At 63.7% G+C, this 24,120-nt stretch carries 23 protein-coding genes, 1 tRNA gene and 1 pseudogene; 7 read left to right on the top strand and 18 right to left on the bottom strand.

The window, feature by feature from the left end; translation table 11 throughout:
• Positions 1-11: 11 nt before the first annotated feature.
• From RA24_RS01705 to RA24_RS01695, 3 genes are all read left to right on the top strand, one after another.
• Positions 12-1,580 carry a class I SAM-dependent methyltransferase gene (locus RA24_RS01705; RefSeq protein WP_039189351.1) on the top strand — a complete coding sequence of 523 codons (1,569 nt, stop codon included), beginning with the start codon at positions 12-14 and terminating at the stop codon, positions 1,578-1,580.
• Between the two features lie 129 nt (positions 1,581-1,709).
• Positions 1,710-3,083 carry a hypothetical protein gene (locus RA24_RS01700; protein WP_039189350.1) on the top strand — a complete coding sequence of 458 codons (1,374 nt, stop codon included), beginning with the start codon at positions 1,710-1,712 and terminating at the stop codon, positions 3,081-3,083.
• Between the two features lie 73 nt (positions 3,084-3,156).
• Complete coding sequence (locus tag RA24_RS01695; protein WP_019298418.1) at positions 3,157-4,059, top strand: hypothetical protein; 903 nt, start codon at positions 3,157-3,159, stop codon at positions 4,057-4,059.
• On the opposite strand, the gene RA24_RS01690 is transcribed toward RA24_RS01695, so the two are convergent.
• The 6 genes from RA24_RS01690 to RA24_RS01665 all read right to left on the bottom strand — a co-directional run bounded on the left by RA24_RS01690 (position 4,043) and on the right by RA24_RS01665 (position 10,359).
• Positions 4,043-4,981 carry a hypothetical protein gene (locus tag RA24_RS01690; protein ID WP_039189348.1) on the bottom strand — a complete coding sequence of 313 codons (939 nt, stop codon included), beginning with the start codon at positions 4,979-4,981 and terminating at the stop codon, positions 4,043-4,045. The two genes, RA24_RS01695 and RA24_RS01690, sit on opposite strands and share 17 nt — an antisense overlap.
• 4 nt (positions 4,982-4,985) lie before the next feature.
• Complete coding sequence (locus tag RA24_RS01685) at positions 4,986-6,296, bottom strand: TRAP transporter large permease (protein ID WP_019298420.1); 1,311 nt, start codon at positions 6,294-6,296, stop codon at positions 4,986-4,988.
• Positions 6,297-6,302: 6 nt separating this feature from the next.
• Positions 6,303-6,836, bottom strand: a complete 534-nt coding sequence (locus RA24_RS01680) for a TRAP transporter small permease (protein ID WP_039189346.1) — start codon at positions 6,834-6,836, stop codon at positions 6,303-6,305.
• A 73-nt stretch (positions 6,837-6,909) separates the two neighbouring features.
• Positions 6,910-7,884, bottom strand: coding sequence for a TRAP transporter substrate-binding protein (locus tag RA24_RS01675; RefSeq protein ID WP_039189470.1), 975 nt, complete (start codon positions 7,882-7,884; stop codon positions 6,910-6,912).
• A 49-nt stretch (positions 7,885-7,933) separates the two neighbouring features.
• Positions 7,934-9,187 (bottom strand): NAD(P)/FAD-dependent oxidoreductase, encoded by a 1,254-nt coding sequence (locus tag RA24_RS01670; RefSeq protein WP_039189345.1) that lies wholly within the window; start codon positions 9,185-9,187, stop codon positions 7,934-7,936.
• Complete coding sequence (locus RA24_RS01665) at positions 9,184-10,359, bottom strand: enolase C-terminal domain-like protein (protein WP_052269510.1); 1,176 nt, start codon at positions 10,357-10,359, stop codon at positions 9,184-9,186. The genes RA24_RS01670 and RA24_RS01665 overlap by 4 nt, the downstream gene beginning before the upstream one ends.
• Positions 10,360-10,411: 52 nt before the next feature.
• On the opposite strand from RA24_RS01665, the gene RA24_RS01660 reads away from it, so the two are divergent.
• The 3 genes from RA24_RS01660 to RA24_RS01650 all read left to right on the top strand — a co-directional run bounded on the left by RA24_RS01660 (position 10,412) and on the right by RA24_RS01650 (position 12,846).
• A complete protein-coding gene (locus RA24_RS01660) occupies positions 10,412-11,314 on the top strand; it encodes a LysR family transcriptional regulator (protein WP_019298425.1) in 903 nt (300 codons plus the stop codon).
• Positions 11,315-11,409: 95 nt separating this feature from the next.
• Entirely contained in the window at positions 11,410-12,102 is a 693-nt protein-coding gene (locus tag RA24_RS01655) for a GntR family transcriptional regulator (RefSeq protein WP_029205065.1), read from the top strand.
• Positions 12,103-12,111: 9 nt separating this feature from the next.
• Positions 12,112-12,846, top strand: coding sequence for an aspartate/glutamate racemase family protein (locus RA24_RS01650; protein WP_039189343.1), 735 nt, complete (start codon positions 12,112-12,114; stop codon positions 12,844-12,846).
• Between the two features lie 113 nt (positions 12,847-12,959).
• On the opposite strand, the gene RA24_RS01645 is transcribed toward RA24_RS01650, so the two are convergent.
• From RA24_RS01645 to RA24_RS01615, 7 genes are read right to left on the bottom strand one after another with little or no spacing between them, the layout of a single operon-like run.
• Positions 12,960-13,892: an AEC family transporter gene (locus RA24_RS01645; protein WP_039189342.1), complete on the bottom strand. Its 933-nt coding sequence runs from the start codon at positions 13,890-13,892 to the stop codon at positions 12,960-12,962.
• 46 nt (positions 13,893-13,938) lie between these two features.
• Positions 13,939-14,736, bottom strand: coding sequence for an MBL fold metallo-hydrolase (locus tag RA24_RS01640; RefSeq protein ID WP_019298429.1), 798 nt, complete (start codon positions 14,734-14,736; stop codon positions 13,939-13,941).
• The gene (locus RA24_RS01635; protein ID WP_039189340.1) at positions 14,736-15,545 is read right to left on the bottom strand and encodes a TatD family hydrolase; all 810 of its coding nucleotides are present in this window, start codon (positions 15,543-15,545) and stop codon (positions 14,736-14,738) included. Before RA24_RS01635 ends, RA24_RS01640 begins: the two co-directional genes overlap by 1 nt.
• A gap of 35 nt (positions 15,546-15,580) precedes the next feature.
• A complete protein-coding gene (locus RA24_RS01630) occupies positions 15,581-16,699 on the bottom strand; it encodes a DNA polymerase III subunit delta' (RefSeq protein ID WP_039189337.1) in 1,119 nt (372 codons plus the stop codon).
• Entirely contained in the window at positions 16,696-17,346 is a 651-nt protein-coding gene (gene tmk, locus RA24_RS01625; protein ID WP_039189334.1) for a dTMP kinase, read from the bottom strand. The genes RA24_RS01630 and tmk overlap by 4 nt, the downstream gene beginning before the upstream one ends.
• A complete protein-coding gene (locus RA24_RS01620) occupies positions 17,343-18,494 on the bottom strand; it encodes a D-alanyl-D-alanine carboxypeptidase family protein (RefSeq protein WP_052269509.1) in 1,152 nt (383 codons plus the stop codon). Before RA24_RS01620 ends, tmk begins: the two co-directional genes overlap by 4 nt.
• Positions 18,495-18,540: 46 nt before the next feature.
• Positions 18,541-19,461 carry an SPOR domain-containing protein gene (locus RA24_RS01615; RefSeq protein ID WP_039189464.1) on the bottom strand — a complete coding sequence of 307 codons (921 nt, stop codon included), beginning with the start codon at positions 19,459-19,461 and terminating at the stop codon, positions 18,541-18,543.
• Between the two features lie 253 nt (positions 19,462-19,714).
• Between RA24_RS01615 and RA24_RS01610 the strand changes: the two genes are divergently transcribed.
• A tRNA-Ser gene (locus RA24_RS01610) sits at positions 19,715-19,804 on the top strand.
• 47 nt (positions 19,805-19,851) lie between these two features.
• Here RA24_RS01610 and cobF read toward each other — a convergent pair.
• From cobF to RA24_RS01585, 5 genes and pseudogenes are all read right to left on the bottom strand, one after another.
• Positions 19,852-20,604, bottom strand: coding sequence for a precorrin-6A synthase (deacetylating) (gene cobF / locus RA24_RS01605; protein ID WP_039189332.1), 753 nt, complete (start codon positions 20,602-20,604; stop codon positions 19,852-19,854).
• 74 nt (positions 20,605-20,678) lie between these two features.
• Positions 20,679-21,179 carry a hypothetical protein gene (locus RA24_RS01600; protein WP_039189463.1) on the bottom strand — a complete coding sequence of 167 codons (501 nt, stop codon included), beginning with the start codon at positions 21,177-21,179 and terminating at the stop codon, positions 20,679-20,681.
• 60 nt (positions 21,180-21,239) lie between these two features.
• Positions 21,240-21,938, bottom strand: a pseudogene (locus RA24_RS01595) (CbtA family protein).
• Between the two features lie 131 nt (positions 21,939-22,069).
• Positions 22,070-22,804: a uroporphyrinogen-III C-methyltransferase gene (gene cobA / locus RA24_RS01590; protein ID WP_039151673.1), complete on the bottom strand. Its 735-nt coding sequence runs from the start codon at positions 22,802-22,804 to the stop codon at positions 22,070-22,072.
• Positions 22,801-24,120: a cobyrinate a,c-diamide synthase gene (locus tag RA24_RS01585; RefSeq protein WP_039189330.1), complete on the bottom strand. Its 1,320-nt coding sequence runs from the start codon at positions 24,118-24,120 to the stop codon at positions 22,801-22,803. Before RA24_RS01585 ends, cobA begins: the two co-directional genes overlap by 4 nt.

Raw genomic sequence — 24,120 nt, 5'->3', positions numbered from 1 at the left:
GGGCAGGTATCATGGCACTTCCGGCCATTGCGTCACTTTGGGTTGGCCCTGAGCTGAGCTGGCTGGAACAGCTTTGCCTGAAGTCCTTTCTCGACAATGGCCACGAGGTGATCCTGTTCACCTATGATGAGGTCAAGGGGGTGCCGGATGGCGTTCAGGTAGCGGATGCCAACGATATTCTGCCCGCAGATCGCATCATCCGCCACGCCAAGACAGGCAGCCCGGCCTATCATGCGGATGTGTTCCGCCTGCATATGCTGCAGCAGACGGATTATGTTTGGGCCGACACCGATGCCTATTGCTGCCAGCCCTGGGACATCAAGGGCAAGCATTTCCACGGCTGGATTTCCGACAACAAGCCGATGGTCAACAATGGTGTGCTGCGGTTGCCGAAGACGTCCAAGACGCTGAAAGCAATGCTGAAATTCACCAGCGACGAATACCCCATCCCGCCGTGGTACAGCGCGGAAAAACAGGCTGAACTGCAGGCACTGAAAGACGCGGGGCAGGGCGTGCATGTGTCGCTGCTGCCTTGGGGCGTCTGGGGGCCGGATGCGCTGACCTGGTTCCTGCAGGAAACCGGAGAGGTCTCAAACTCGCGGCCGGGCCATGTGATCTATCCGGTTCCGTTCAAGCAGGCTGGAGTGGTGTTGAATCCGAACCGTCGCAACCAGGCCGGCAAACACATCCGCAGCGACACGCTGTCGATCCATTTCTGGGGCCGCCGGTTCCGTAATATCGCGGCCAAATACGGCGGGGTTCCGGCCGAAGGCTGCTATGTGCATGAACTGCTGATCAAACACGGGATTGATGCTGAGAAAACCCGCCACCTGCTGCAGCCCGCGCCGGACGCAGAACAAGAACAGGCGGAGCCTGTCGACACGGCCACGCTGGATTTTTCCATGTTCAGCGATCAGGACGTGGCCAACATTCTTCTGCAGCGGACGGAACTGGCAAGTTCCGGCCAGACAATCCGCGATTGGCTGGCGGGAGGTGAGCAGTTATTGCTGGACGAAGCCCGCACGAACCGGGATGCGATCCTGCATGGCGCACTGCGCATAGCTGAACGCGAATGCGCGCATTTCCTGGAGCCGGTTGATGCCATCGCTCCCAAGCGCTCTGCCGACATCGGCTGCGGCTATGCGTTTTCCAGCCTGCTGCTGCACCGCCGCTACGGCTGCAGCATCGCACTGATTGATATCGAAGAAAGCAGCAGCCGGCATTTCGGGTTTCAGGGTGACGCTGCAGGCTATGCAAGCCTGGATACCGCCCGCGCATTTCTGGAAAAAAACGGTGTCCCGTCTGATCAGATTACCGTCTGCAACCCCAAAACCGGGGATATTCCTGCACTTGGCACGTTTGATCTGGTGATCAGCCTGGCGTCCTGCGGCTTCCACTATCCCGTTAGCACCTATGACAGACTGTTCCGCAGCCAGATCAATGACGGCGGCGGCATTGTCCTGGATATCCGCAAGGGATCAGGCGGCATCGGTGCGATGAAAGATTTCGGCGTTGTCGATGTGCTGGCCAAGCACGGCAAGTACTCCACAGTGCTGACCCGAACCGGACAGGGGTCCTGACAGTTAACCGGGCCATTAACCTTTTGCGTGTATTGGGTGGCGAGGGAACGCCTTTCAGTTAAGCGCTTGCCAAGTCCAGCTCGCGGCCGTCTTTGGGCCGCCTGGCCATTGAAAGACAGTTGAATACCCATGCTGAGTGACATTTTCGACATCGGAACCGTGCTGACCGCGCTGGATGTGGATGATGTTTTGACGGTCGCCGATATCAACGGCCAGGCGCCGGAGTTGTGCATTTTGCTGCACCGGCGCTATGGATGCAGCATTGATCTGGTCAGCCTCGACCGAAAGGGGCAGCCAAAGCCTGTGAACGAGGCGGCAGCGCAGGACTGGCATGCCCGCCTCGAACAGGGTGGGGTGGACCGCGATGCCATCCGGGTCGTTTCCGGTACAGTTGAAAACCGTCAGTACGATGTGATCCTGGCGCTGAACAGCTTTGGCGTCCGCCACAAGATCCAGAACATCAAACCGATGCTGGACCGGGCGCTGCACCCGCTGAGCCGGATGGTGATAGAAATCCGCAAGGGGTCTGGCAGCTATCCGTTCCTGAAGGCCTACGGCAGCTGCAATACATTGCTGCCGCCGGAAGCGGACCGCAACGGTCTGGCAATTCTGTCCGCCGAACCGCAGGAGGTGCTGCCGCCTTCCGGAGAGTGGTCCAAGGTGGCCCGGCAACTGGCCGGCAAGGAAGGCTTCTTCGACGAGCTGGAAGAGCACTCCTTCCTGTTCATGCCGCGCGGCAGCACGCTGGTTGTTACGTTCGACAATCTCGACATTGCGATGACCAAGCGGGATGACCGCCGGCCCTGGGGCTTCAGCTTTATCGAGGCGCAGGGCTGGTCAATGCTGGGGGTGATGGCCAACGGCTGGACCTGGTTCCGCCATCAGGAAGTCACCCGCAAGTTTGAGGAACTGCGCGACAGCGGGTTCTTTGCGCAGTTTTCCCGCGTCGTGTTCTATGGTGCCTCGATGGGCGGTTATGCGGCGGCGGCGTTTGCCGCGGCGGCGCCGGGCTCAACGGTGTTTGCAATCAGCCCGCAGTCCACGCTGGACAAGACCATCGTGCCTTGGGAAATGCGCTACAAGAAGGTTTGGGACCGGGATTTTTCCGGCCCCTTCGGCGATGCGGCGCAGGCCAGCCAGGGGGCAGGGGAGGTGCACATCATGTTCGACCCCTACGTGGCGCCGGATGCGGGCCATGCGGCGCGGTTCACCGGCGATAATGTCACCTTCTGGCGCTGCCCGCTGCTGGGGCACAGGCTGGGCTCCTCACTGCAGCAGATGGGTATTCTGCAGGAGATTGCCCGCGGCGCCATTACCGGCGAGCTGACCCCGCACCGCTTTCATCGCCTTTTGCGCAAGCGCCACAGTTTCCCCCGGTTCCAAAGGGAGCTTGCCAATCTGGCACTTGACCGCGGCCATCCGGGGCTTGCGAAGCAGGTCTGCGCGTATATCTTGCGCCAGCGGGACGACCGGTTCTTCCGCCGGATGAAGGAGCGGCTATGACGCGCACAAAGGGACCCGCGGCAGGCTTCCAATGCGCTGCTGAGCAAATACCGGGCAAAGGCCGGACAGGAAAATGAGCCAGGCAGATACGGACATACGGGACATCACCCTCGCCTTTCACGTCGGCGCGCCCAATACCGACAACGGCCAGCTGACCTGGTCGCTGCGCAAGGACGCGCAACCGCTGTTGGAGCGGGGTGTCATGATCCGCCGCCCTGGCACCTACATGAGTGCGCTCAACCAGCTGCTGCGCAAGCAGGATCAGGAGTTCGTCACGGAACAGGAGCGCGAGGCCCTGCTGGCCGGGCTGGTCAAGGATCAGGCGGTATCGCGGATCATCCTGACCAATTCCAGTTTTCTGGGTGTGCCGGGCTGGATGCTGAACGGCGGCAGGCTGTACCGCAATGCAGGCAAGAACGCAGCAGCCCTGCGTGGCCTGTTTCCCGGGAACCCTTGCGAGTTTTTCCTGGGCCTGCGCAACCCGGCCACTCTGGTCGGGCCGGTGTTCAAGTCCCAGTCCGGACGCACCTGGAAGCAGTTTGCGTCGGACACCGATTTTCTGAATCTGCGGTGGTCGGAGGTTGTCGAGGACATTCAGGACCGCAATCCCGGCTGCCGCATTACCGTTTGGTGCAATGAGGAAACACCGGTGATCTGGCCCAGCATCCTGGGTCATGTAACCGGCCTTGGGGAGGGCTTTCGCTTCAGCGGTGAGCTGGACATCACCCGCGGCATCATCTCCGAGGCAGGATACGAGCGGCTGGAGGCTTATCTGGCAAGCCGCCCCGGGCTGTCGGAAGACCAGAGGGAGCGGGTGCGTGCGCTGTTTCTGAGTTACTTCCACGACGAGGCGGAGATCGAGGAGGAAATCGACCTTCCCGGCTGGTCGCAGGCACTGGTGGACGACATGAGCGAAAGCTACGTGGCGGATGCCGAGCTGATCCGGCACATGCCGGGGGTCACCTTCCTGTCCTGAGCGCAGCGCGGCCGTAAAGCGGCTTCATCAGGATCGCAGTCAGGTACATCGGGATCTGGTAGCAGCCGAGAAAGATCAGCAGCGGATCGGTTGTGGCCGCGGGCAGGGCGATCAGGAAGAGGGCAAAGTTCCGGTTGCCGGCGACAACGGAAACGGGCACCGCGCCACTGCCCGCGCGGCGTCGCAATACTGCAAACACCAGTGCCTGCAGGCCCAGGTTGGCCGCCAAAGCGAATCCCAGCCACTGCAGGACCAGCAGCGGGTCCATCCGCAGCGCAGGCCCCAGCGCGGCCATCAGCCCGACCACAATCACTGCCAGCGCAATCACGGTCAGCCCGTCGATGGCTTTGGCCTGGTCCTCACGCATCTGCGGCAGGGTCAGGCGGCGCAGCAAAAAGGCTGCCGCAACCGTCAGGCCAATCGCGCCGATCAGCCGTCCGGCGGCGCGCAGCACCTCGCCCAGATCGCCGAGGCCGGGCGCCAGCAGGAACACCGGAATCACCGTCAGCGGCATCAGCGCGGTGCCGGTGATCAGCAGGCGGAAGGCCGGTTCCGGTGCGTGCCCCATCAGCGCGGTAATATTCGGGCTGCCGGTCACCGAGGGGGCGCTCAGCATCAGGATCAGCGCCACAGCGGCGGGGGTCTGCGCAACGCCGAACAGCGCGGCAATCCCCAGAGCCAGCAGCGGCAGGGCGACTTGCAGAAGGGTGATGGCCTTCAGCGTGCCGATACCGTCCGCCAGCCCGCCTGCGGCTTTGCGCAGGCCGATGCGGTAGGCGTTCAGAAACAAAAGCCCGGCCACCATTTGCGGCAGCCAGGGCTGAAGCGCAGCGGCGAGGCTGGGCAGCAACAGCCCGGCCAGAAGCCCCAGGACCAGTGCGGCCCGCCCGTGCCGGGCAGCAAAGGCGAGCGCGCGGAGCATGAGGTTAGACCGGTCCCGGCCTGAGGTTGTTCGGCAGGTAGGTTGCCAGCTCCGGGAAGGCGATCAGCACAAACACCATCAGCACCATGATCAGGAACATCGGGATCGCGGCACGGGCGATATAGCTCATCTCGTGGTGGGTCATGCCCTGCATCACAAACAGGTTGAAACCGATCGGCGGAGTGATCTGCGCCATTTCCACAACCACCACGATGAAGATGCCGAACCAAATGAGGTCGATGCCGGCCTGGCGGATCATCGGCTCCACCACTGCCATGGTCAGCACCACCGAGGAGATGCCGTCGAGGAAGCAGCCAAGCACGATGTAGAACACCAGGAGCACCATGAGGAGTTCCAGGCGCGAAAGCTCCCAGCCGGCAATCAGGTCGGCAAGGCCCCGCGGCAAGCCGGTGAAGCCCATCGACAGCGACAGGAAGGCCGCGCCCGCCAGGATCAATGCAATCATCGCACTGGTGCGGGTTGCGCCCATCAGGCTCTCGGTGAAGGTCTTCCAATTCAGAGAGCCTTGGCCAAGTGCCAGCAGCAGCGAGCCGATAACGCCGAATGCGGCAGCCTCGGTTGCCGTGGCAAAGCCCAGGTACATCGACCCGATCACCACCACGATCAGCGCAATCACCGGCGCCAGAAAGCGGGAGTTCTTGACCTTTTGCGCGAAGGTCAGCTTGTCCTCCCTGTTCGGGTTCCAGTCCTTGCCGACCTTGGAATAGACCGCCACATAGCCCATGAACATCGCCGCCAGCACCAGGCCGGGCAGGATGCCAGCAAAGAACAGCTTGGTGATCGATTCATTGATGGTGACGCCATAGACAATCAGCGTCAGCGACGGAGGGATCATCAGGCCCAGGGTGGCCGCGCCGGTCAGGGTGCCGATCACCATTTTCTCGGGGTAGTTGCGCTTGCGCAGCTCCGGGATGGACATCTTACCCACCGTGGTCAGCGTCGCGGCGGAGGAGCCGGAGACCGCGGCAAATACCGTGCAGCCGACGATATTGGTGTGCACCAGCCCGCCGGGCAGGGGCGCCATCCAGGGGCTGAGGCCCTTGAACATGTCCTCGGATAATCGGGTCCGGTACAGGATTTCGCCCATCCAGATAAACATCGGCAGCGCCGTCAGGGTCCAGCTGGAGGAAGCCGACCAGACCGTGGTCAGCATCACGTCGCCCACAGGCCGTGTGGTGAACAATTCCATGCCAACCCAGGCCACGCCCATCAGCGCCAGGCCGACCCAAACGCCGGTGCCCAGAAGCGTGAACAGCACGAAGAGGAAGAGGATGATGACTGAGATGTTTTCCATGGGCCCTTACTCCGCGTGGCTCTGATCTTCGAGATCCCGGGTGATGCGGTGGTCGCCGCGGAAAATCACGTGGATCAGGTGGTCGGTGAGGGCGATGGCCAGGATGACCGCGCCGATCAGCATGGCGCTTTGCGGGATCCAAAGCGGCGTGCGGTCCTGACCCTGGCTCACGTCGTTGAACTTCCAGCTCCAGTAGACAAAGCGATAGGCGTAGAAGCAGAAGTACCACATCACCGCGGTGCCGATGCCGAAACACCAGATTTCCAGCACCCGGCGGAAACCTTCGGGCACGGCGTTCAGCAGGATCGACACCCGGATATGGCTGCCGCGGTTCAGGGCATTGGCAAAGGCCAGGAAGGACGCAGCGGCCATCGCATAGCCTGCGTAATCCGGCGCGCCGGGGAAGACCTCACCGGTCCAGCGGGCCAGCATCTGGACCACGATCAGCCCCAGAATGGCAATCAGGCAGAGCGCGGCCAGCCCCCCCGCCGCAAGGTAGAGAAAATCCAGTCCGGAGCGCAGCCCCCTGAGCACAGTCATAGCATCCCCATCGGCATTATTCTTATAAGACTACGGGCGGCACCTGCCGCGCCGCCCGTACCAATTTGTCTGATTACTCAGCGCGGAAGGCGTCGACGATGGCCTTGCCTTCTTCGCCGGCCGCTTCCAGCCACTCATTGGTCATGGTGACGCCGATTTCCTTCAGCTCGCCCACCATCTGATCGGACGCCGGACCCACGGTCATGCCGCCATCGCGCAGGCCCTGCAGGGTAAAGCCGGTGTACTCCTTGGCGCGCCAGTTGCCCGCGTATTCCGCCAGCTTGGCACAGCCGTTGATCACGTTCTGGTTGGCCTCGGAGGTGCCGTTCCAGACATCGGAGTTCACAAACACGTAGTTGCGGGGCAGCCAGGCATCCACTTCGTAGAAATAGTTCAGGCTTTCCCAGACTTTGCGGTCATACCCGGTGGAGCCGGAGGAGACCATCGACTCCGCCACACCGGTGGCAAAGGCCTGGCTGATCTCAGCCGCCTCGATGGTCACCGGCAGCATGCCTGTCAGCTCCGCCAGCCGCGAGGTGGCATTGTTGTAGGAGCGGAACTTGATGCCTTTCATGTCGGCCACCGAGTTCACCTCATTCTTGAAATAGAGGCCCTGCGGCGGCCACGGCACAGCGTAAAGCAGGGTCAGGTTTTGCTCAGCCAGCAGTTTTTCGATGGAGGGCTTTGCCGCCTTCCACAGCCTGTCGCTGTCATCAAAGGAGGTCGCCAGGAACGGGATCGAGTCAAAGCCAAAGAGCGCGTTTTCGTTCTGGTGGCCGGACAGCAGCCGCTCGCCAATGGGGGCCTGGCCGGTCTGCACAGCGCGCTTGATGTCGGCGCCCTTGAACAGCGAGCCGGAGGGGTGGGTCTTGATCTCAACTTCGCCGCCGGTGCCGGTGGTTACACACTCGGCAAACTCGGCACCTGTGGCAGAGTGGAAGTTGGACGCCGAATAGGCCATCGGCATGTCCCAAGTTTCAGCCGCAGCGGGCAGGGCGGCGGCTGCGGTCAGCGCGGTGGCGGCCAGCAGTTTGGTCAGTTTCTTCATCATTTACTCCCTGTTGTGGTTGCGGCCCCTTAAGGGGCACTGGTTGGTATCAGATCGCGTATCGCGCCGGGTCATAGGCGCTCATGTCCATGTTCGGGGTTCGGCCCGAAATCATCTGCGCCAGCAGGCGCCCGGTCTTTGGTCCGCCTGTCAGGCCGATGTGGTGGTGGCCAAAACCGACGTAGGCGCCGGACAGGCCGGGAACTTTGCCGATCACCGGAATCGAGTCGGCCGGGGCAGGGCGGGCGCCCTGCCATTCCTCTTCGTGTTTCCAGGTGACACCCGGCAGGATGCGGCGCGCATTCCTGTGCAACAGCTCCAGCGGGCCTTTCGACGGCCCGGCTTCCAGCCCGCCGAATTCCACGATGCCTGCAATCCGGATCCGTCCCTCCATCGGGGTCACCACGCATTTGGCCGCTGCTACCATCACAGGGGCCTTGGGCATCGCCGAAGGCTCCCATAATTCAAGATGATAGCCGCGTTCTGCTTCCAGTGGTACGGAAATTCCCAGTTTCTCTGCCAGCGGCTTGGACCAAACGCCGGTGGCCACCACAACCGCGTCGCAGGGGATGGTCTCGCCGCCTGCGCGCACGCCGGTCACCGTGCCGTTTTCGCGCGCCACGTCCGTCACAAAGGCTTTGATCAGCCGGCCGCCATTGCCGGTGACGTGGGCCGCCAGGTCCTTCACGTACTGGCCGGGGTCAGTGATGATGCCGTGGTCCTTCAGCCGCGCGGCAAAGGTGATGTCCCGGGAATAGATGCCGTCATAGGCCCGGAACTCCGCTCCCTCCAACTCATCCCACTGGAAACCGTGTTTCTTGCGCAACCCCCAGCCGAATGCGTCCTCGCCGAAATGCGCGCGGTCATTATAGAGGAACAGGTAGTCCGAGGGTTTCAGGTGCCGTTCCGCCCCGGACCCAGCCGCCAGTGCCTGATGATCGGTCAGCGAATCCCCCACGATGGGCGCCAGTGCCGCGGCGATGCGGGCGGTATCGGCTGCATTGGCATGGCCCATGTATTTCATCAGCCATGGCGCCAGTTTCGGCAGGTACCCCCAGCGCATGAACAGCGGCTGCTCCGGGTCCAGCAGCATCTTTGGCGCCTTCTTCCACAGCCCCGGTCCGGTGACGGGCACGATGGAGCAGGAGGCCAGAATGCCGCCGTTGCCGTGGCTGGTGCCTTCACCCGGCCCCTTGCCGTCAATCAGGATCACCTGATGCCCGTCACGTTGCAGCTCAATCGCGGCCGAGACGCCGACAATGCCGGCGCCGATGATGGCAACGGTTTTCTTTCCCGCCGTCATGCCGCGACCTTCTTTGAGACCGCGTAACGGTCCAGCTTTTCAACATCCGGCTTGATGCCCAGGCCCGGTCCGTCCGGCACCACCACTTGACCGTCGACGACCTGGAAGGGGGTCTCCAGTATGTCCTCTTTCAGGAAATAGCTTGCCTGGTAGAACTCGCAGCCCAGCCGGATCTCTGGCGTGGCCGCAATCATGTGGGTGCCTGCCAGATGCGCCACCCCTGCTTCGAACATGTCGCCGCCATAGGCCGACAGCCCGTTGGCCGCCGCAATCCGCGCCACCGTCTGACCGCGGCTGAGGCCGCCCGATTTCATGATCTTGACCGAGACACCATCGCAGATGCCCTCGCGTGCCGCGCGCACCATGTCCTCCGGGCCGAATACGCTCTCGTCCGCCAAGAGCGGCACATCAATCATCTGGCGCAGCTTTGCCATCATGCCAAAGTGGTGGAACCGCACCGGCTGCTCGATGAAAACCGGCTTGAACTCCGCCACATCGCGGACCTGCGCAGGCGCGTCCTCGATGCTGAGGCCCTGATTGTAGTCCACCCGCACCCGGAAATCGGGGAAGTCCCTGGCAATCCGCTCCAGCCGCATGATGTCGAAGGCGTGATCTTTGAAGCCGGTCTTCAGCTTGATCAGCCCAACCTTGTCTGCGCGCAGCCGGTGCAGCAGCTCCACGTCCTTCTCAAAATCCGGATCGGCAATCGAACAGCTGAGCGGGATGCTATCGCGGCACTTGCCGCCCAGCAGAGCCCAGACCGGCACACCGGAGATCCGCCCGGTCAGGTCCAGCAGGGCGGTTTCCAGCGCCGCCTTGGCCTCGGTGCAATGGGCCACGGCTTTGGCCGCATCCTCCATGATCGCCGCGCGGTCCGCCACCCGGCGGCCCTCCACCAGCGGCCGGATGTAGCGGTCCAGCGCCGCAAGGCTGGCCTCGGGCGTGCCGGTGAAAACCGACCAGGTCGAGGCCTCGCCAAACCCTTCGGCGCCGCCTTCGCTGCGCAGCCGGACAATCACAACTTCGCAGGAGCCCTCAACAGACCCGATCCCATGGTCGCGGCGCGACAAGACGGGCAGCGCGAGATGCCACAAATCCATCCCGGCAATCTTTTGTTCCAGCACTTTGATCTTCCTCCCAGGTGCGGGAAAAGCCTGCCTTGACTGGATCATCATTACCAATACAAAGAATTGGATAAGGTATCATGAAAAGTGATGAGCTGACATGTCTCTCCGCTTCCGCCAGCTGCAGGCCTTTCACGCCATTGTCGAAACCGGCACTGTTACCGGTGCGGCAGAGCAACTGGGGATCTCCCAGCCCGGCATTTCCAATCTGCTCTACCAGCTGGAGCGCCAGACACGGCTCAAACTGTTCGAACGCAGCAAGGGCCGGCTGATCCCGACACCGGAGGCCGGCGTGCTGTTTCAGGAGGTCGACACCGTGGTGCGCGGGCTGGACCACGTGGCGCAGGCAGTGACGGACCTGCAGAACAAACAGGCGGGTCAGCTGCAGGTGGCCTCGCAGCACTCCATGTCCTTTGGTTTCATGCCTGCGCTGATCGCCCGTTTTGCCCGTACACGCCCCGATTTGTCGATCTCCTTCCAGGCGCAGTATTCGCTGAAGATCCAGGAATGGGTGATCGCCGGTCTGTTTGAGATCGGCGTCTGCGAGATGCCGCTGATCCATGACGGGCTGGAGGTGCATCCAGTCAGCGTCGAAACCCGTCTGGCGATGCCTGCGGACAGTCCGCTGGCGGAACACGAGGTGCTGACGCCCGAATTGCTGGAGGGTGTGCCCTTCATTGTCATGGGGCCGGACCACATGACCCACCGCCGCACCCGGGAAGTCTTTCAGCAGGCAGGGATCCCTCTGAAAACCCGCGTGCATTCGCATATGTTCAAGAACCTCCTGAGTTTCGTGCAGGAGGGAATGGGGGTTTCGCTCCTCGACCCCTTCGTACTGGGCTTCGAGAGCGGCGGCGGATTTGTTTCCCGCCCGTTCCGGCCGCGCATCATGATGGATATGGCGGTGATCACCTCCAAGTCGCGCCCCCTGTCGGCAGTCGGGCAGGAGTTCCTGGCGCTCTTGAAGCAGGAGCTGGCACCCTACACTGCGCACCAAGAGTGACTGATCCGGGAATTGTATTCAATTCCGAATTCAATCTTGCCAAGGACCGGGCACCGCCCTAATTTGCTCCGCGGATTGAACACACGGCGGGAATGATGGCCAAACGCGAAAGCAATGTGGACAGGGTGTACGAGGCGCTGCGCCGGATGGCGGCGGATTTTGCCTTCAAGCCTGACCAGCGGATCAACGAAAGCGCCCTGTCCGAGGTGCTGGGCGCCAGCCGCACCCCGCTGCGCGAAGCGCTGAACCGGCTTGTGGCCGAGGGCTTTCTGACCTTCCAGAACAACCGCGGCTTCTTTTGCCGCCCGCTGACGCCCAGTTATATCATGGACCTGTATGAGGCCCGCGTGGCGGTGGAATGCGAAGCCGTGCGGCTGGCCTGCACCCGTGCCCCGGATGGGGACATTGCCGCGCTGGCGGATTACCTGAACCGGATGGAGCCGGAGTACGAAAGCGCCACCGACCCGGAAGAACTGCTGGCGATGGACGAAAGCTTCCATGCCCGGCTGGCGCAGCTTTCGGGTAACAGCGAATTGCAGCGCATCCTGAACAACCTCAACGGCCGGATCCGCTATATCCGGCTCATTGACCTCAAACGCATGCGCGACCGGGCAGGGGGCAAGGCGCCGGGCGACATTTCGGCCCACCGCCAGATCGTCGAAGGCATTGCAGCCCGCAACACGGATGCGGCGGTATCGGCCATGCGCAGCCATATCGAGAAACGGCGGGAGGAGGCGACGGAAGCTGTCCGCATCGCCTTTTCCCAGCTTTACGTGCCGGACGAGTAGGGGAGTCACATGGAACACGGTGGCAAGACGGTCTTTGGCGCGGCGGTTGGCATCCTGATGCTGGAAACCCGCTTTCCCCGCATTTTTGGCGACATGGGCAACGCGATGACCTGGGACTTCCCGGTCCACTACAAGGTGGTGCGCGGCGCCAACCCTGAGAATGTCGTGCGCGGCAATCCCAAGGACCTGATCGACCTGTTTGTCGAGGCCGGCCGTGACCTGGTCGCCATGGGCGCCGATGGCATCACCACCAACTGCGGATTCCTGGCGCTGATCCAGGATGAGGTGAAGCAGGCGCTGGGCGTGCCGGTGGCGACATCCTCGCTGATGCAGGTGCCGATGGTGCAAAACCTGCTGCCCGCGGGCAAGCGTTGCGGCATCCTGACTATTTCCAAGGCGACGCTGACACCCGCCCACCTTGTTGCCGCAGGTGTTGCGCCGGATACGCCCATTGCAGGCACTGACGGCCTCCGCGCCTTTACCCGCGATGTCCTGGGTGACGCGCCCTCGATTGACTTCGAATCCTGCCGCCTGGACATGATCGATGCAGCCCGCGCAATGGTAGCGGACATACCGGATCTGGGCGCTATCGTGCTGGAATGCACAAATATGGTGCCTTACGCCCGCGACGTGAGGAAGGCCACCGGCCTGCCGGTGTTTTCGATCCATTCCTTCATCAACTGGTTTCAGGCTGGTCTGCTGCCCAAGGGATTTCCGCTGGAGCTGGATGATCCCCGCTTTTAACGGCGGTAACGATTTGGTGGAAAATTGCTAATGAAATCTGAAGGATAAGGTCAGTCTTGCTGTCCAAATGTTTCGCGCGCGAAACATTTGGGCAGAACTGCTGACCTTTTTATTCAGCTCAAAACCAGCAGCCAGAACCACACGGTCAGGATACTGGCCCCGGTGGCAATCAGCACGGAGGACGCGGCCACCCGTTTGGCCCGCCCGTACATATTGGCAAAGATATAGCCGTTGAACCCGGTCGCCATCGCGGCGTTCAGAACGCCGGAGCGGAACAGATCCTGCGGCAGCGCCAAGGCCGATCCCAAGGTCCAGACAATTGCCGGATGGATCATCAGCGAGGTGAAGCAGACAAACAGAATCGCCCGCATATCGCCTTCGGGGCGGTACTTCACCAGCACGCCGCCAAGCGCAAACAGCGCCGCCGGCAGTGCCGCGCGGATCAGCAGCGACAGTGCCTCATTGATGACCAGCGGAATCGCCAGCCCCGACAGGTTGACCGCAAACCCCAGCGTAATCCCCAGGATCAGCACATTGCGGAACATTGCGTTCAGCACCGATGTGACAGTCTTGATGCCGCCCGCCCCGCGGTTGCGCACAAACTCCATCGCGGTGATGCCGACGCCATAGCAGAACGGCGAATGGAAGGCGATGATTGCGTAGTTGCCGGTCAGGTTGTCCGGCCCGAAGGCGCGTTCGGTAATCGGCAGCCCCAGCAGCACGGAGTTGGAGAACAGGCAGCAAAAGCCGATGGCGATGCAGTCCTCCCACTCCCGCTTGAACAGGAGCCTGGCACCAAACAGTCCGATCAGAAAACAGGTGAAGGCGCCGGTGTAAAAACTTGCCAGCAGCTGCGGATTGAAGCTGGCAGACAGATCCAGTTCCGCCATCGCTTTGAACAGCAGGCAGGGGATCGCAAAGCCTTGGGCGAATTTCATCACGCCGTCGACATGCGCCTGCTCCAGCACGCCCCGCGCGGTGGCGGCGTAGCCTGCGCCGACAACCAGGAACACCGGCAGGATGACGTCAATCAGGCTTTGAAACAAATCCGGCCTCAAAATGCGTAAATGAAAAAGGGCGCAAGCGCGCCCATCAGATCTCCATCCGGATGACCATCCCGTCATAAGCAGGCGTGATGTGGTCCGGAGTCTCGGCCTCCAAAGTGGCGTAGTCCATGTCGATATGCATGTTGGTCAGGATGCCGCGTTTGGGCGCCATCTTTTCGAACCACTCCATTGCGTCGCTGAAGCTGAAATGGGTCGGATGGGGCGTGCGGCGCAGCGCGTCCAAAACCCAGACTTCCAGGCCCTCTAGTTCCGGCAGGGCGGCGTCCGGGATCTCTTTCACATCCGGCAGATAGGCCAGGCCGCCGATACGGAAACCCTGGGCATCGACAGAACCGTGCTTCACTTCAAAAGGGCGAAACGGGATTGCGCCGCCGGGACCTTCAATGGTGAACGGGCCGCTGATGGCCTTCAGGTCCAGGATCGGCGGGTAGGGAGAGCCCTCAGGCTGTGTGAAAGCGTAGCCGAAGCGGTTCAAAAGGTCATTCTGGGTCGGTCCGTCGGCATATACATCGATCCGCTGGCGCATGTTGTAATAGACCATGCGCAGGTCATCGATCCCGTGCAGATGATCGGCGTGGGAATGGGTGAAGACCACAGCGTCCAGGCGCTCGACTTCTGCATCCAGAAGCTGGTTGCGCATGTCCGGCGGAGTGTCGATCAGCACTGAGGTGGTGCCGCCCGCATCAATGCGCTCCACTAGCATCGAGCAACGGCCGCGGCGGTTCTTCGGGTTCTTGGGGTCGCAATCGCCCCAATGGCCGCCAATGCGCGGCACCCCGCCCGATGAGCCCGAGCCCAGGATGGTAAAGCGCATCTCAGCCATCAGGCGGCAGCCTCATACTGGGCGGCTTTCCAGAACAGCCGGTCGAAGTTCTGCTGCGTCTGCGCGGCAAAAGCGGTGTAGTCCATGCCGAACACCTCGGCCCCCACCTTGGCGGTAAAGGCAGTATAGGCCGGCTCGTTCCGCTTGCCGCGGTAGGGCGGCGGCGCCAGATAAGGCGCGTCGGTCTCGACCAGAATGCGCTCCACGGGTGCAGCGGCAAAGATATCGCGCAGCTCCTGGCTCTTGGGGAAGGCGGCAATACCGGACATCGACAGGTAGAAGCCCAGGTCCAGGGCCGCCCTGGCCAGCTCTGCCGAAGACGAGAAGCAGTGCATCACGCAGGAATAGGCGCCGTTGTTCATCTCCTCGCCCAAAATGCGGGCCATGTCGTCGTCGGCAGCGCGGGCGTGGATGATCAGCGGCAGGCCGGTTTCGCGGGCGGCAGCAATGTGAATACGCAAGGACTCCTGCTGCACTGTGGCGCTGTCGGCGGTGTAGTGGTAGTCGAGGCCCGTCTCGCCGATGCCGACAAACTTCGGGTGTTTGGCCAGCGCCACCAGTTCGTCAACGGTGACCAGCGGCTCGTCCGCGGCGCTCATCGGGTGGGTGCCCGCGGCGTAGAACACCGGCGTGTGCGCCTCGGCAATGGCGCGCACGGAGGGCTCGTTCTTCATCTTGGTGCAGATCGTCACCATCCGGGTCACGCCGGCCTCTGCCGCGCTGGCGATCACCTCATCCAGGCGGCCTTCGAAGTCCGGAAAGTCCAGGTGGCAATGGCTGTCCGTAATCTGGGGGGGCGTCTCGGTCATGAATCCTCTGGTGCCGCTTGCGCCGCGCCGGATGCCTAGCGCGACGCGGTTTCCTGCATCTTGAAAACCGTATCTAGGACAAGCGCCGCGGGGTCAAGGTTCACCGCCTGCCCGTGGCGGGAGCGCGCTGTCACTTCCGCGGCAAGGTCAGCCCAGGCGCGCGCTTTGCGCGGATCGGGGGACAAGCGCTGCAGCATCGCTGCCTCCTGCGGTGCCGCTTCCGGCGCTGGCGGTGCGCCGGTGGCGCCGGTGCGCGCCAGCCGGGCCAGCGCCATCTCGGTCAGCGACAACAGCAGCTCGAATTTCTCAGCCGCACCGCGCTGGGCGGCGGCCTCGGCCAGCGCCATGGCGCGCTGGCGGTCCAGCCGCGGCATGGAATCGAGGATCTGCACCAGTTCGGCATAGATCTTGAGCCCGCCCAGATTGATCAGCCGCAGCGCCGCGCCGACAGAGCCGCCAGCAAGGGCCGCGAGATTGTCCATATTCTGGGGCAGCTCGACACCTGATTGCGCCAGCGCCGCCTCCATGTCCGGCGCGCTGAGCGGCCCCAGCCGCAGGGTGCGGCAGCGCGAGCGGATCGTTGGCAACAGGCGCGAGGGCTGGTGCGAGATCAGCAGGATCGTGGTGCGTGCCGGCGGCTCCTCCAGCATTTTCAAGAGCGCATTGGCGGCGCTGACATTCATGTCGTCGGCGGCGTCAACGATCACCACCCTCCGCCCGCCGTCGGTGGCCGACAGGCCAAAGAAGCGGTTGAGCTTGCGGATGTCGTCCACCACGATCTGGCTGCGCAGCTTGCCCTTGTCATCGTAAGAGCGGGTGATCGGCGCCAGTCCCGGTTCCGCCAGCGCCTGAATGCGGTGGGAGACCGGGTGCTCTGCGTCAATGTCCAGCGTCTGCGGCGGGGGCGGGGCGCCGAACAGGCCCTCCTCGGCCGGCGGCGTTGCCAGCAGGAAACGGGCGATCCGCCAGGCCAGCGTTGCCTTGCCCACCCCCTGCGGGCCGGTCAGCAGCCAGCCGTGGTGCAGGCGGTCGGAAGTGTATGCGGTCAGGAAATCCTGCTCTGCCGCCTCTTGCCCGATCAGCCGCAGGGTCTCGCGCGGATGCGGTGCGCCCTCGGCCTGGTCGGCGCGGGGAAGGTCTTCGTCAGCGCTCATGCCCCAGTTCCCTTCAGGGCAGCTTCCGCCAGCTTGCGTACATCGGCCGCAATCTCCTCTACCGGGCGGGCGCCATCGACCACCCGGAAGCGGGTGGCAAATTCCTGCGCCAGCGCCAGGAAGCCCGCGCGCATCTTCTCCTGCAGCGCGACCCCGAAATCCTCGAACCGCTCTTCCTTGCCCTGCCGCCCTTTGGCGCGGGCCAGGCCTTCGGCGGGGTCCATGTCAATCAGCAGGGTCAGGTCCGGTTCGCGCCCGATCATCAGCTTGTGCATCTGGTCCACCGCTGCACGCAGATCGCCGCGGGACAGCCCCTGATACATCCTTGTGCTGTCGGCAAAACGGTCGCAGATCACCACCTTGCCAGCTGCGAGGGCAGGCTCGATGGTGCGCTCCAGATGGTCGCGCCGCGCCGCCATGAACAAGAGCAGTTCAGTTTCCGCCGACCAGCGGTCAGGATCGCCCTCCAGCACCAGGCGGCGGATTTCCTCGGCGCCGGGGGAGCCGCCAGGTTCTCGCGTCAGCACAACATCCCGGCCCTCCGCCTGCAGCGCCTCACCCAGCAGGCGGCATTGGGTGGACTTACCGGACCCATCGATGCCTTCAAAGGTAATGAACAGGCCGCCGCGCCCCGTGTCCGCTGTCACAGCGCCCCCTCGGGACCGGTCAGGAACTGCTTGATGAGCACCTGCGCCGCGGTTTTCACCCGCACCACAAAGCCGCCCGCGGGCACATCGCTTTCAGCCACCAGCGGCAGCCGCACCTCCGGCAGTTCCTCGGGTTGCAGCACCAGTTCCGCCAGTCGCTGACCCTGGGCCACAGGCGCCTCGATCGGGCCGCTGTAAACAACTTCGCCCTCGATGGTGCCGCCTGCCAGCGTCGGCAGCAGGATTTCCAGATCCTCCGCCGGCACCAGTCCTACCGATCGCTCGGCCCCCCGCCAAATCTCGGCTTCGGCGATGGGGATGCCCTCTTTGGCAACGGTTTTCTTGGTAAATTGGCGAAACGACCAGTTAACGAGGGCTTCTGCCTCCTCTGCCCGGGCGCGTTCGCTGTCCAGACCGGAAACCACAAAGATCACCCGCCGGTCACCCTGCTTGGCAGAGCCAACCAGGCCATAGCCCGCTTCCTCGGTGTGGCCGGTCTTCAGCCCGTCGGCGCCGATACCCAGCTTCAGCAGCGGGTTGCGGTTGCGGACATTGGACGGCGCGCGGCCGTCAAATTCGAACTTGGTTTCGGCAAACAGCGGATAGTATTCCGGGAAATCCTCGATCAGCCGCTCGGCCAGGATTGCCAGATCATGCACCGACATCCGGTGCCCTGCGGCGGGCCAGCCGTTGGAGTTGGCAAAGGTTGAGGCGGTCATGCCCAGTTCCTGGCCGCGCTTGGTCATATAGCGGGCGAACCCGGCCTCGGTTCCATCCGGGCTCAGCGCCTCGGCAATCACCACGCAGGCGTCGTTGCCGGACAGCACGATGATGCCGCGCAGCAGGTCTTCGACCCGGACCCGGTCCAGCGTGTCCAGGAACATGGTCGAGCCCTTGTAGCTCATCGCGTGCTCGCTGACCGGCAGGGTCTCGTCCAGCGTCAGCCGCCCGTCGCGCAGGGCCTCAAATGCCACGTAAAGCGTCATCAGCTTGGACATCGAGGCCGGCGGCAGCGGCACGTCGGAGTTCTTGGACAAAAGCACCGTGTCGGTGCCTGCATCCAGCACATAGGCCGCGCGCGCCTTGGTATCAAAGGCGGCGGCGGACAGCGCCGACAGGCTGACCGCCAGCCCGGCAGCCAGGCCCATGCGCAGCGAAGATTTCAGGGCACGCGCCAGGCGCGCGGTGCGGGGATCAGTTTGAGACTGCATAGGCATCCGCGAATCCGGTTTCCTTCACGCTTTGCAGCAGCTGGCTGCGTTCGGATTTGTTCTGTGCCGGGCCGACCAGCACCCGCCAGAAGGTCTTGCCACTGGCGGATTGCTCACGCACTTCCGGCACCATGCCGGCGCTGCGCATCATGTTGGCGGTCCGTTTGGCATTGGCCTCGACACTGAAAATGCCGATCTGGATGAACGGCTTGCTCAGCGAGGATTTCTGTCGCTTGGGGGCCGCGGCGGCGGCAGGTTCTGCCTTGGCAGGGGCCGCAGCAGAGGCGGCTGAGGGTGCCGAGGCTTCAATGGCAGCCGCGGCGCCGGCAATCGGGTCCAGCGGGGTTTCAGAGATCTCGCTTCCGGCCAGCGCATCGTCGTTCAGCCCTGCGTCGCCCTCCAGCGCGGGCTCGGTGCCTGACAGGTCTTCCGGCAGCGGATCGGGGTTAACTTCCTCGCGCCGCAGGGCGGTCACGTTCAGTTCCACCGGGGCGCCTGCCAGCACGCCAAGCGCGGCGGCGGCGTCAGAGGATACCTGCAGCCGCGGTCCCGGAATCTCGCGCTCGCGCCGGAACAGGGCGCCGATCACGAACTGGCCATTGGCATTGTTGCGGATGATCACCCGTTCCGGGTCCTGGGTATCGGGATGCGCCACCCAGACGCCGCCGATCGAGGGGCGGCCGTCCCAGAGGCCCGCTTCGGTCACCTGGAACACATCCGGCGCTTCCACGTCGCGTTCCACCAGCTTGGTGCTGCTGGAGGCCTTGACCTCGCCTTCCGCCTTGGGTTTGGGCTCCAGGAACCCCAGCTTCGGCCCGTCCTCGCAGGCTGCCAGGACCAACAGGCCCAGGGCCGCCGCGGCGATCCGCGGGGCGTGTTTTGCTCTCGACACGGTGTCTGTCATGCTCTCATCCTTGCCTGTGCCCGCGGCGCTTCTGCGCCCCTGCCGGAATGCCCGGTCTTCTTGATTTGGCGGCATGATAGCCTGCGCTTCCGGTCATGAAAACCCTGCCGGGCCGCGGCACAAGGGAAAGCCTCAGCGGCGGCAAATTTCCGCGCGCCGGGCGGCCGTTCAAAAATTTCCCTTGCGGGCTGGTTGCGGGCCTCGGATTTCCCCTTGCCTCGCCCGGCGTTGCATCCTAAACCGCTGACGGACCGGGGAGGTGGCAGAGTGGTCGAATGCGGCGGTCTTGAAAACCGTTGAACGTGAGAGCGTTCCCAGGGTTCGAATCCCTGTCTCCCCGCCACTCAATCCAGCCCGGTAACATGAGAGCCGCTGCAATAGCGGCCGGTTTCAGCTTTTTCGCAGCAGATAGATGTCCATGATCCAGCCGTGCTGGGCGCGCGCCTTGGCGCGGGTTGCGATGATCTGCTCTGAAACCTCTGCCAGTGGGCCTGCAACGGAAATCTGGTTCTCCATCCCGGCATAGGCGGTCCAGAAAATTTCCACACCCTGCGGCGCGATGGACTGAAAGGAGCATTCCCCGTCCAGCATGATCACCAGCGTATCAGCACTGTCCGGCCAGCCGTTCTCGCGCAACTGCCGCCCGGTGGTGATGGTGAAGGGCGCGCCGATTTCGTTAACCGGGATCGCATGCGCTGCGGTCAGCGCCTGGATCGAGGTGATGCCGGGGATCACGGTCAGTTTGATTTCTGCCAGCCTTTTCAGCCGCTCGGCAATCCGCATGGTGCTGTCATAAAGCGACGGGTCACCCCAGACCAGGAACCCGGCTTTGCCGCCATCCGGCAGATGGGCCGTGATGTTCTGCCACCAGATTTCGGCGATGGCGTCGTGCCAGTCGTCCACCCGTTTGCGGTAGCTCTTGGTGGCCTCGTCCCGCACGGGCAGGGCGAACTCCACGATCTCCGGGCCATCGCCCTGAATTGCGCGCGCGCAGATCTCGCGGCGCAGTCCCGCAAGGTCGTCCTTGCCCGCGCCCTTGTTGGGGATCAGGATCACATCCTGAGCGTTCAGCGCGTCCATCGCCTGCAGCGTCATGTGCTGCGGGTTTCCGGTGCCTATGCCGATCAGGGAAAGCTCAATCATGACGGGGCCTTTCACGTGAAAACACGGCCCTCTATGGGGCCGCGCCATTTGTCTTGCAAGCCGGGATTTACAGCTCAGGAGCCTTCGCCTGCGGGAACGGCAATCTTCGCTTCCACCGGCTGACCGTCCACCAGCAGCGCGCTGTGGCTGTTGGTGTTGAGCGAGACCTTGACCTCAGCCCCGCCGGGCAGGGCAGGTATATGCATCCAGCTGGCGTAGAGCCGGGCGAGTTTCTCGCTGTTCACATAGACATGCGCGTGGCCTTCGCCGTCCACGTCCGCGGCAGAGGCGTTCTGCAGGGCAAAGCGGAAGTTCTGCGGCGTGACCTGCAGGTTCCATCCAGCCATCGGGTCCTTGTGCAGCTGGATGGCGACGCCGGGCGCATCCGGGCCAGCCGCCAGGCTGACGGTCTGGGAATGGTCATGCGCCGCCATTTCACCATGACCGCCGCCGTGATGCGCCGGGTCGCCGTGATCATGGCCGTCGAAGGTGATGCCATTGCCGGCAGCGGTCACAAAGCCGGCGCCGCCGCCAAAGATCAGGCCGATGGCAAAAAGAGCAAGAGAACGGGACATCATGTCATCCTCGAAAAGAAAGCTCCCGCCTGGGCAGGCCCGGCGGGAGGTGTCAGGGGATCAGGCTGCGGCTTCCGCGCGCTTGCCTTCTGTTTGCCAGAAGTAGCCGGCAAAGCTGCCCAAGAGCACCCAGGCGGCCATGCCGATGCCGAAGGTACGGGCGGCAAACAGCGCGCCGATTTCGGTCGGGACCGGACCGGAGAAGCTCTCCGGCTCAGGTGCGCCAACGATATGCGGGGCCATCAGCAAAAGGGCAGCGACCAAGTAGCTGACCAGGTTGCCGCCAAAGGCAATCAGCCACATGGCAACGCCGGCCGCGGCCACGGTGACGGTCCACCAGGCCTGGCGCACGCCCACGTCAGCAGCAGCAACACCCGGCACCTCAGGCGCCAGCGACAGGCCGGGGGCGAAGTGGAAGGTGATGAAACCCGCCAGGCCCCACATCAGGCCGGTGCGTGCGTTGATCTCATGGCCCTGGCGTTCTGCCACAGACATCAGCGCCGCCATCACCAGCGCATAACCGGTGTAGGTCAGCATGGTGAAGATGATGCTGAGGCCATCGCGCACCGGTTCGGCGAACATGCCGGGCAGGTCGGGATGGGCGGTTACGGGGTCAGCGCCGAAATGCACCAGCTCACCGCCCTCGTAGAGCTCGGCGTGGAGCAGCACGGGCTACACGAAATACAGCTGCAGCAGGGCGGTAATCAACCCTGCTGCAGCGCCAGCGAACAGGCCGCTGGTCAGAATGCGACTGAACATGGCCTTAGTGGCAGGGGAAGCCAGTTGCGTGGCGCACATCATGCGCGGCGTCTCCAGCGCTGCGGCGACCTGACCGGGCAGGGCAGGGTCGGCGTCGCGGCAGGTGCGGCACAGGGTGAGGGTGGGCATGCTCATACGGCAGGCAGATCCTGATCGGCCAGCGGCCCGTACAGGATCAGCACCGGCGCCTTGGTCTCCATCGCACGCAGTGTCACGGGCAGCTCGCCCACGGTGTGGCAGAACAGTTTCTGCTCAGGAGTGGAAACCCCTTGCGCCACCAGCGCGTGGGTGTCCGCGGGCAGGCCCGCTTCCATCAGCTTCTCTGCCAGGTCGGCAAAGGTGCGTTTGCCCATATAGACCACGGTGGTGGCATGCGGGTCGGCCAGCGCTGCCATGTTCAGATCGTCCGGCAGTCCGCCGGTAACGTCATGGCCGGTGATGAACTGAAGCCGCCGCGCGGTCAGCCGCCGGGTCAGCGGAATGTTGGCTGCCGCCGCAGCAGCGGAGGCTGCGGTGACGCCGGGCACGATTTCAAACCCGATGCCCGCCTCGCGCAGTGCCGTCATCTCTTCCTCCAGCCGCCCGAAGACGCCGGAGTCCCCGGATTTCAGCCGCACCACGTTGAGGCCGCTCTGAGCGTAATCGACCAAGAGCTGGCTGACGTGATCCTGCTTGGGCGAGGGGCGGCCGGCGCGTTTGCCCACCCCAACCAGATCGGCATCGGCGCGGGCATGGCTCAGGATCGGCCCCGACGACAGGTCGTCGAACAGCACCGCATCCGCCGCTTCCAGCCGCTTCACGGCTTTCACGGTCAGCAGTTCCGGATCGCCGGGGCCGGAAGAGACGAAGCTCACAAAACCGCTCATGCCTGTTCTCCCGTGATCAAGTGGAAGAAGGTGCCGGTGACGTGGCCCTTGATCGAGCCGGTCTCCGGCACCGGGCCGCCGTCGGCGTCCATGACATTGGCCAGCGGTGCGTCAGGCTCTTCCAGAATGGTGGAGTAATGGAACTCATGCCCGCGTAGTGCCGTGCCTGCGTCAAAGCCCGGCATCCCGGCCTGCAGAATGGCGCGGCGGTAGCCGAGGTGGAACTTGCGCTTTTCATAGGAGGTCACGAGGCCCAGAAGGCCCAGCATCTGGTGGCGGTTGCCTTCCTTGTCAATGAGCGCCTCGCCCAGGGCCATATAGCCGCCGCATTCGCCATGCACCGGCTTGGTCTCGGCGTGCTTGCGGACACCGGCGCGGAAGGTCTCCGCCGCCGCCAAGGTGCCGCCGTGCAGCTCCGGGTAGCCGCCGGGCAGCCAGACCAGATCGGCGTCCGCCGCCGGGGCCTCGTCAGCGAGCGGCGAGAACGGCAGGATTTCTGCGCCTGCCGCGCGCCAGCCGGTCAGCAGATGCGGGTAAGTAAAGGAAAACGCCGCATCCCAGGCCAGCGCAATCCGTTGCGCGGGCGGTTTGGGCAGGTTTGCGGGCGCAGGCGCTTGACCAGCCAGTGCTGCGGCCTTGATTGCCTCCAGGTCTACATGCTCACGCAGGAAGGCGGCATAGCCCGCGATGGCGGCCTCCAGATCGGGGTGCTCCACCGCCTGGATCAGGCCCAGATGCCGCTCCGGCAGGGTCAGGTCGCCGCGCCGGGGCAGGGAGCCCAGAACCTTGATGCCTGCCTTCTCCATGCCCAGCCGGGTCAGCCGCTCATGCCGCGGGCTGGCAACACGGTTCAGGATCACCCCGGCAAAGGGCAGCTCAGGGTCGTAGTTCTTGAACCCCAGCGCGGTGGCCGCAGCGGACTGCGCCTGACCGCCCACATCGACCACCAGCACCACCGGCCAGCCCATGCGCTTGGCGGTCTCGGCGGAGGAGCCAAAGCCCGACTGCCCGCGCGTTGCCACACCGTCGTAAAGGCCCATGGAACCTTCGCCGATGCAGATTTCGGCACCCGCCGACTGGCTGGTGACTGCATCCAGCAGGCCTGCGTCCATCGCCCAGGTGTCCAGGTTGAAGGATGCACGCCCAGCCGCTGCCAGGTGGAAGGCCGGGTCGATATAATCCGGTCCGCTCTTGTAGGGCTGCACGGTCAGCCCGTCCTCGGCCAGCGCCCGCAAAAGGCCCAGCATCACGGTGGTCTTGCCAGTGCCCGAGGACGGCGCCGAGATCATCAGCCCGGGAGGGTTCATGTTGGCCAT

It is taken from the genome of Leisingera sp. ANG-M6 (assembly GCF_000813905.1).
In the GTDB taxonomy this organism is placed as follows: domain Bacteria; phylum Pseudomonadota; class Alphaproteobacteria; order Rhodobacterales; family Rhodobacteraceae; genus Leisingera.
This window is presented reverse-complemented; position numbering and strand designations above follow the sequence as displayed.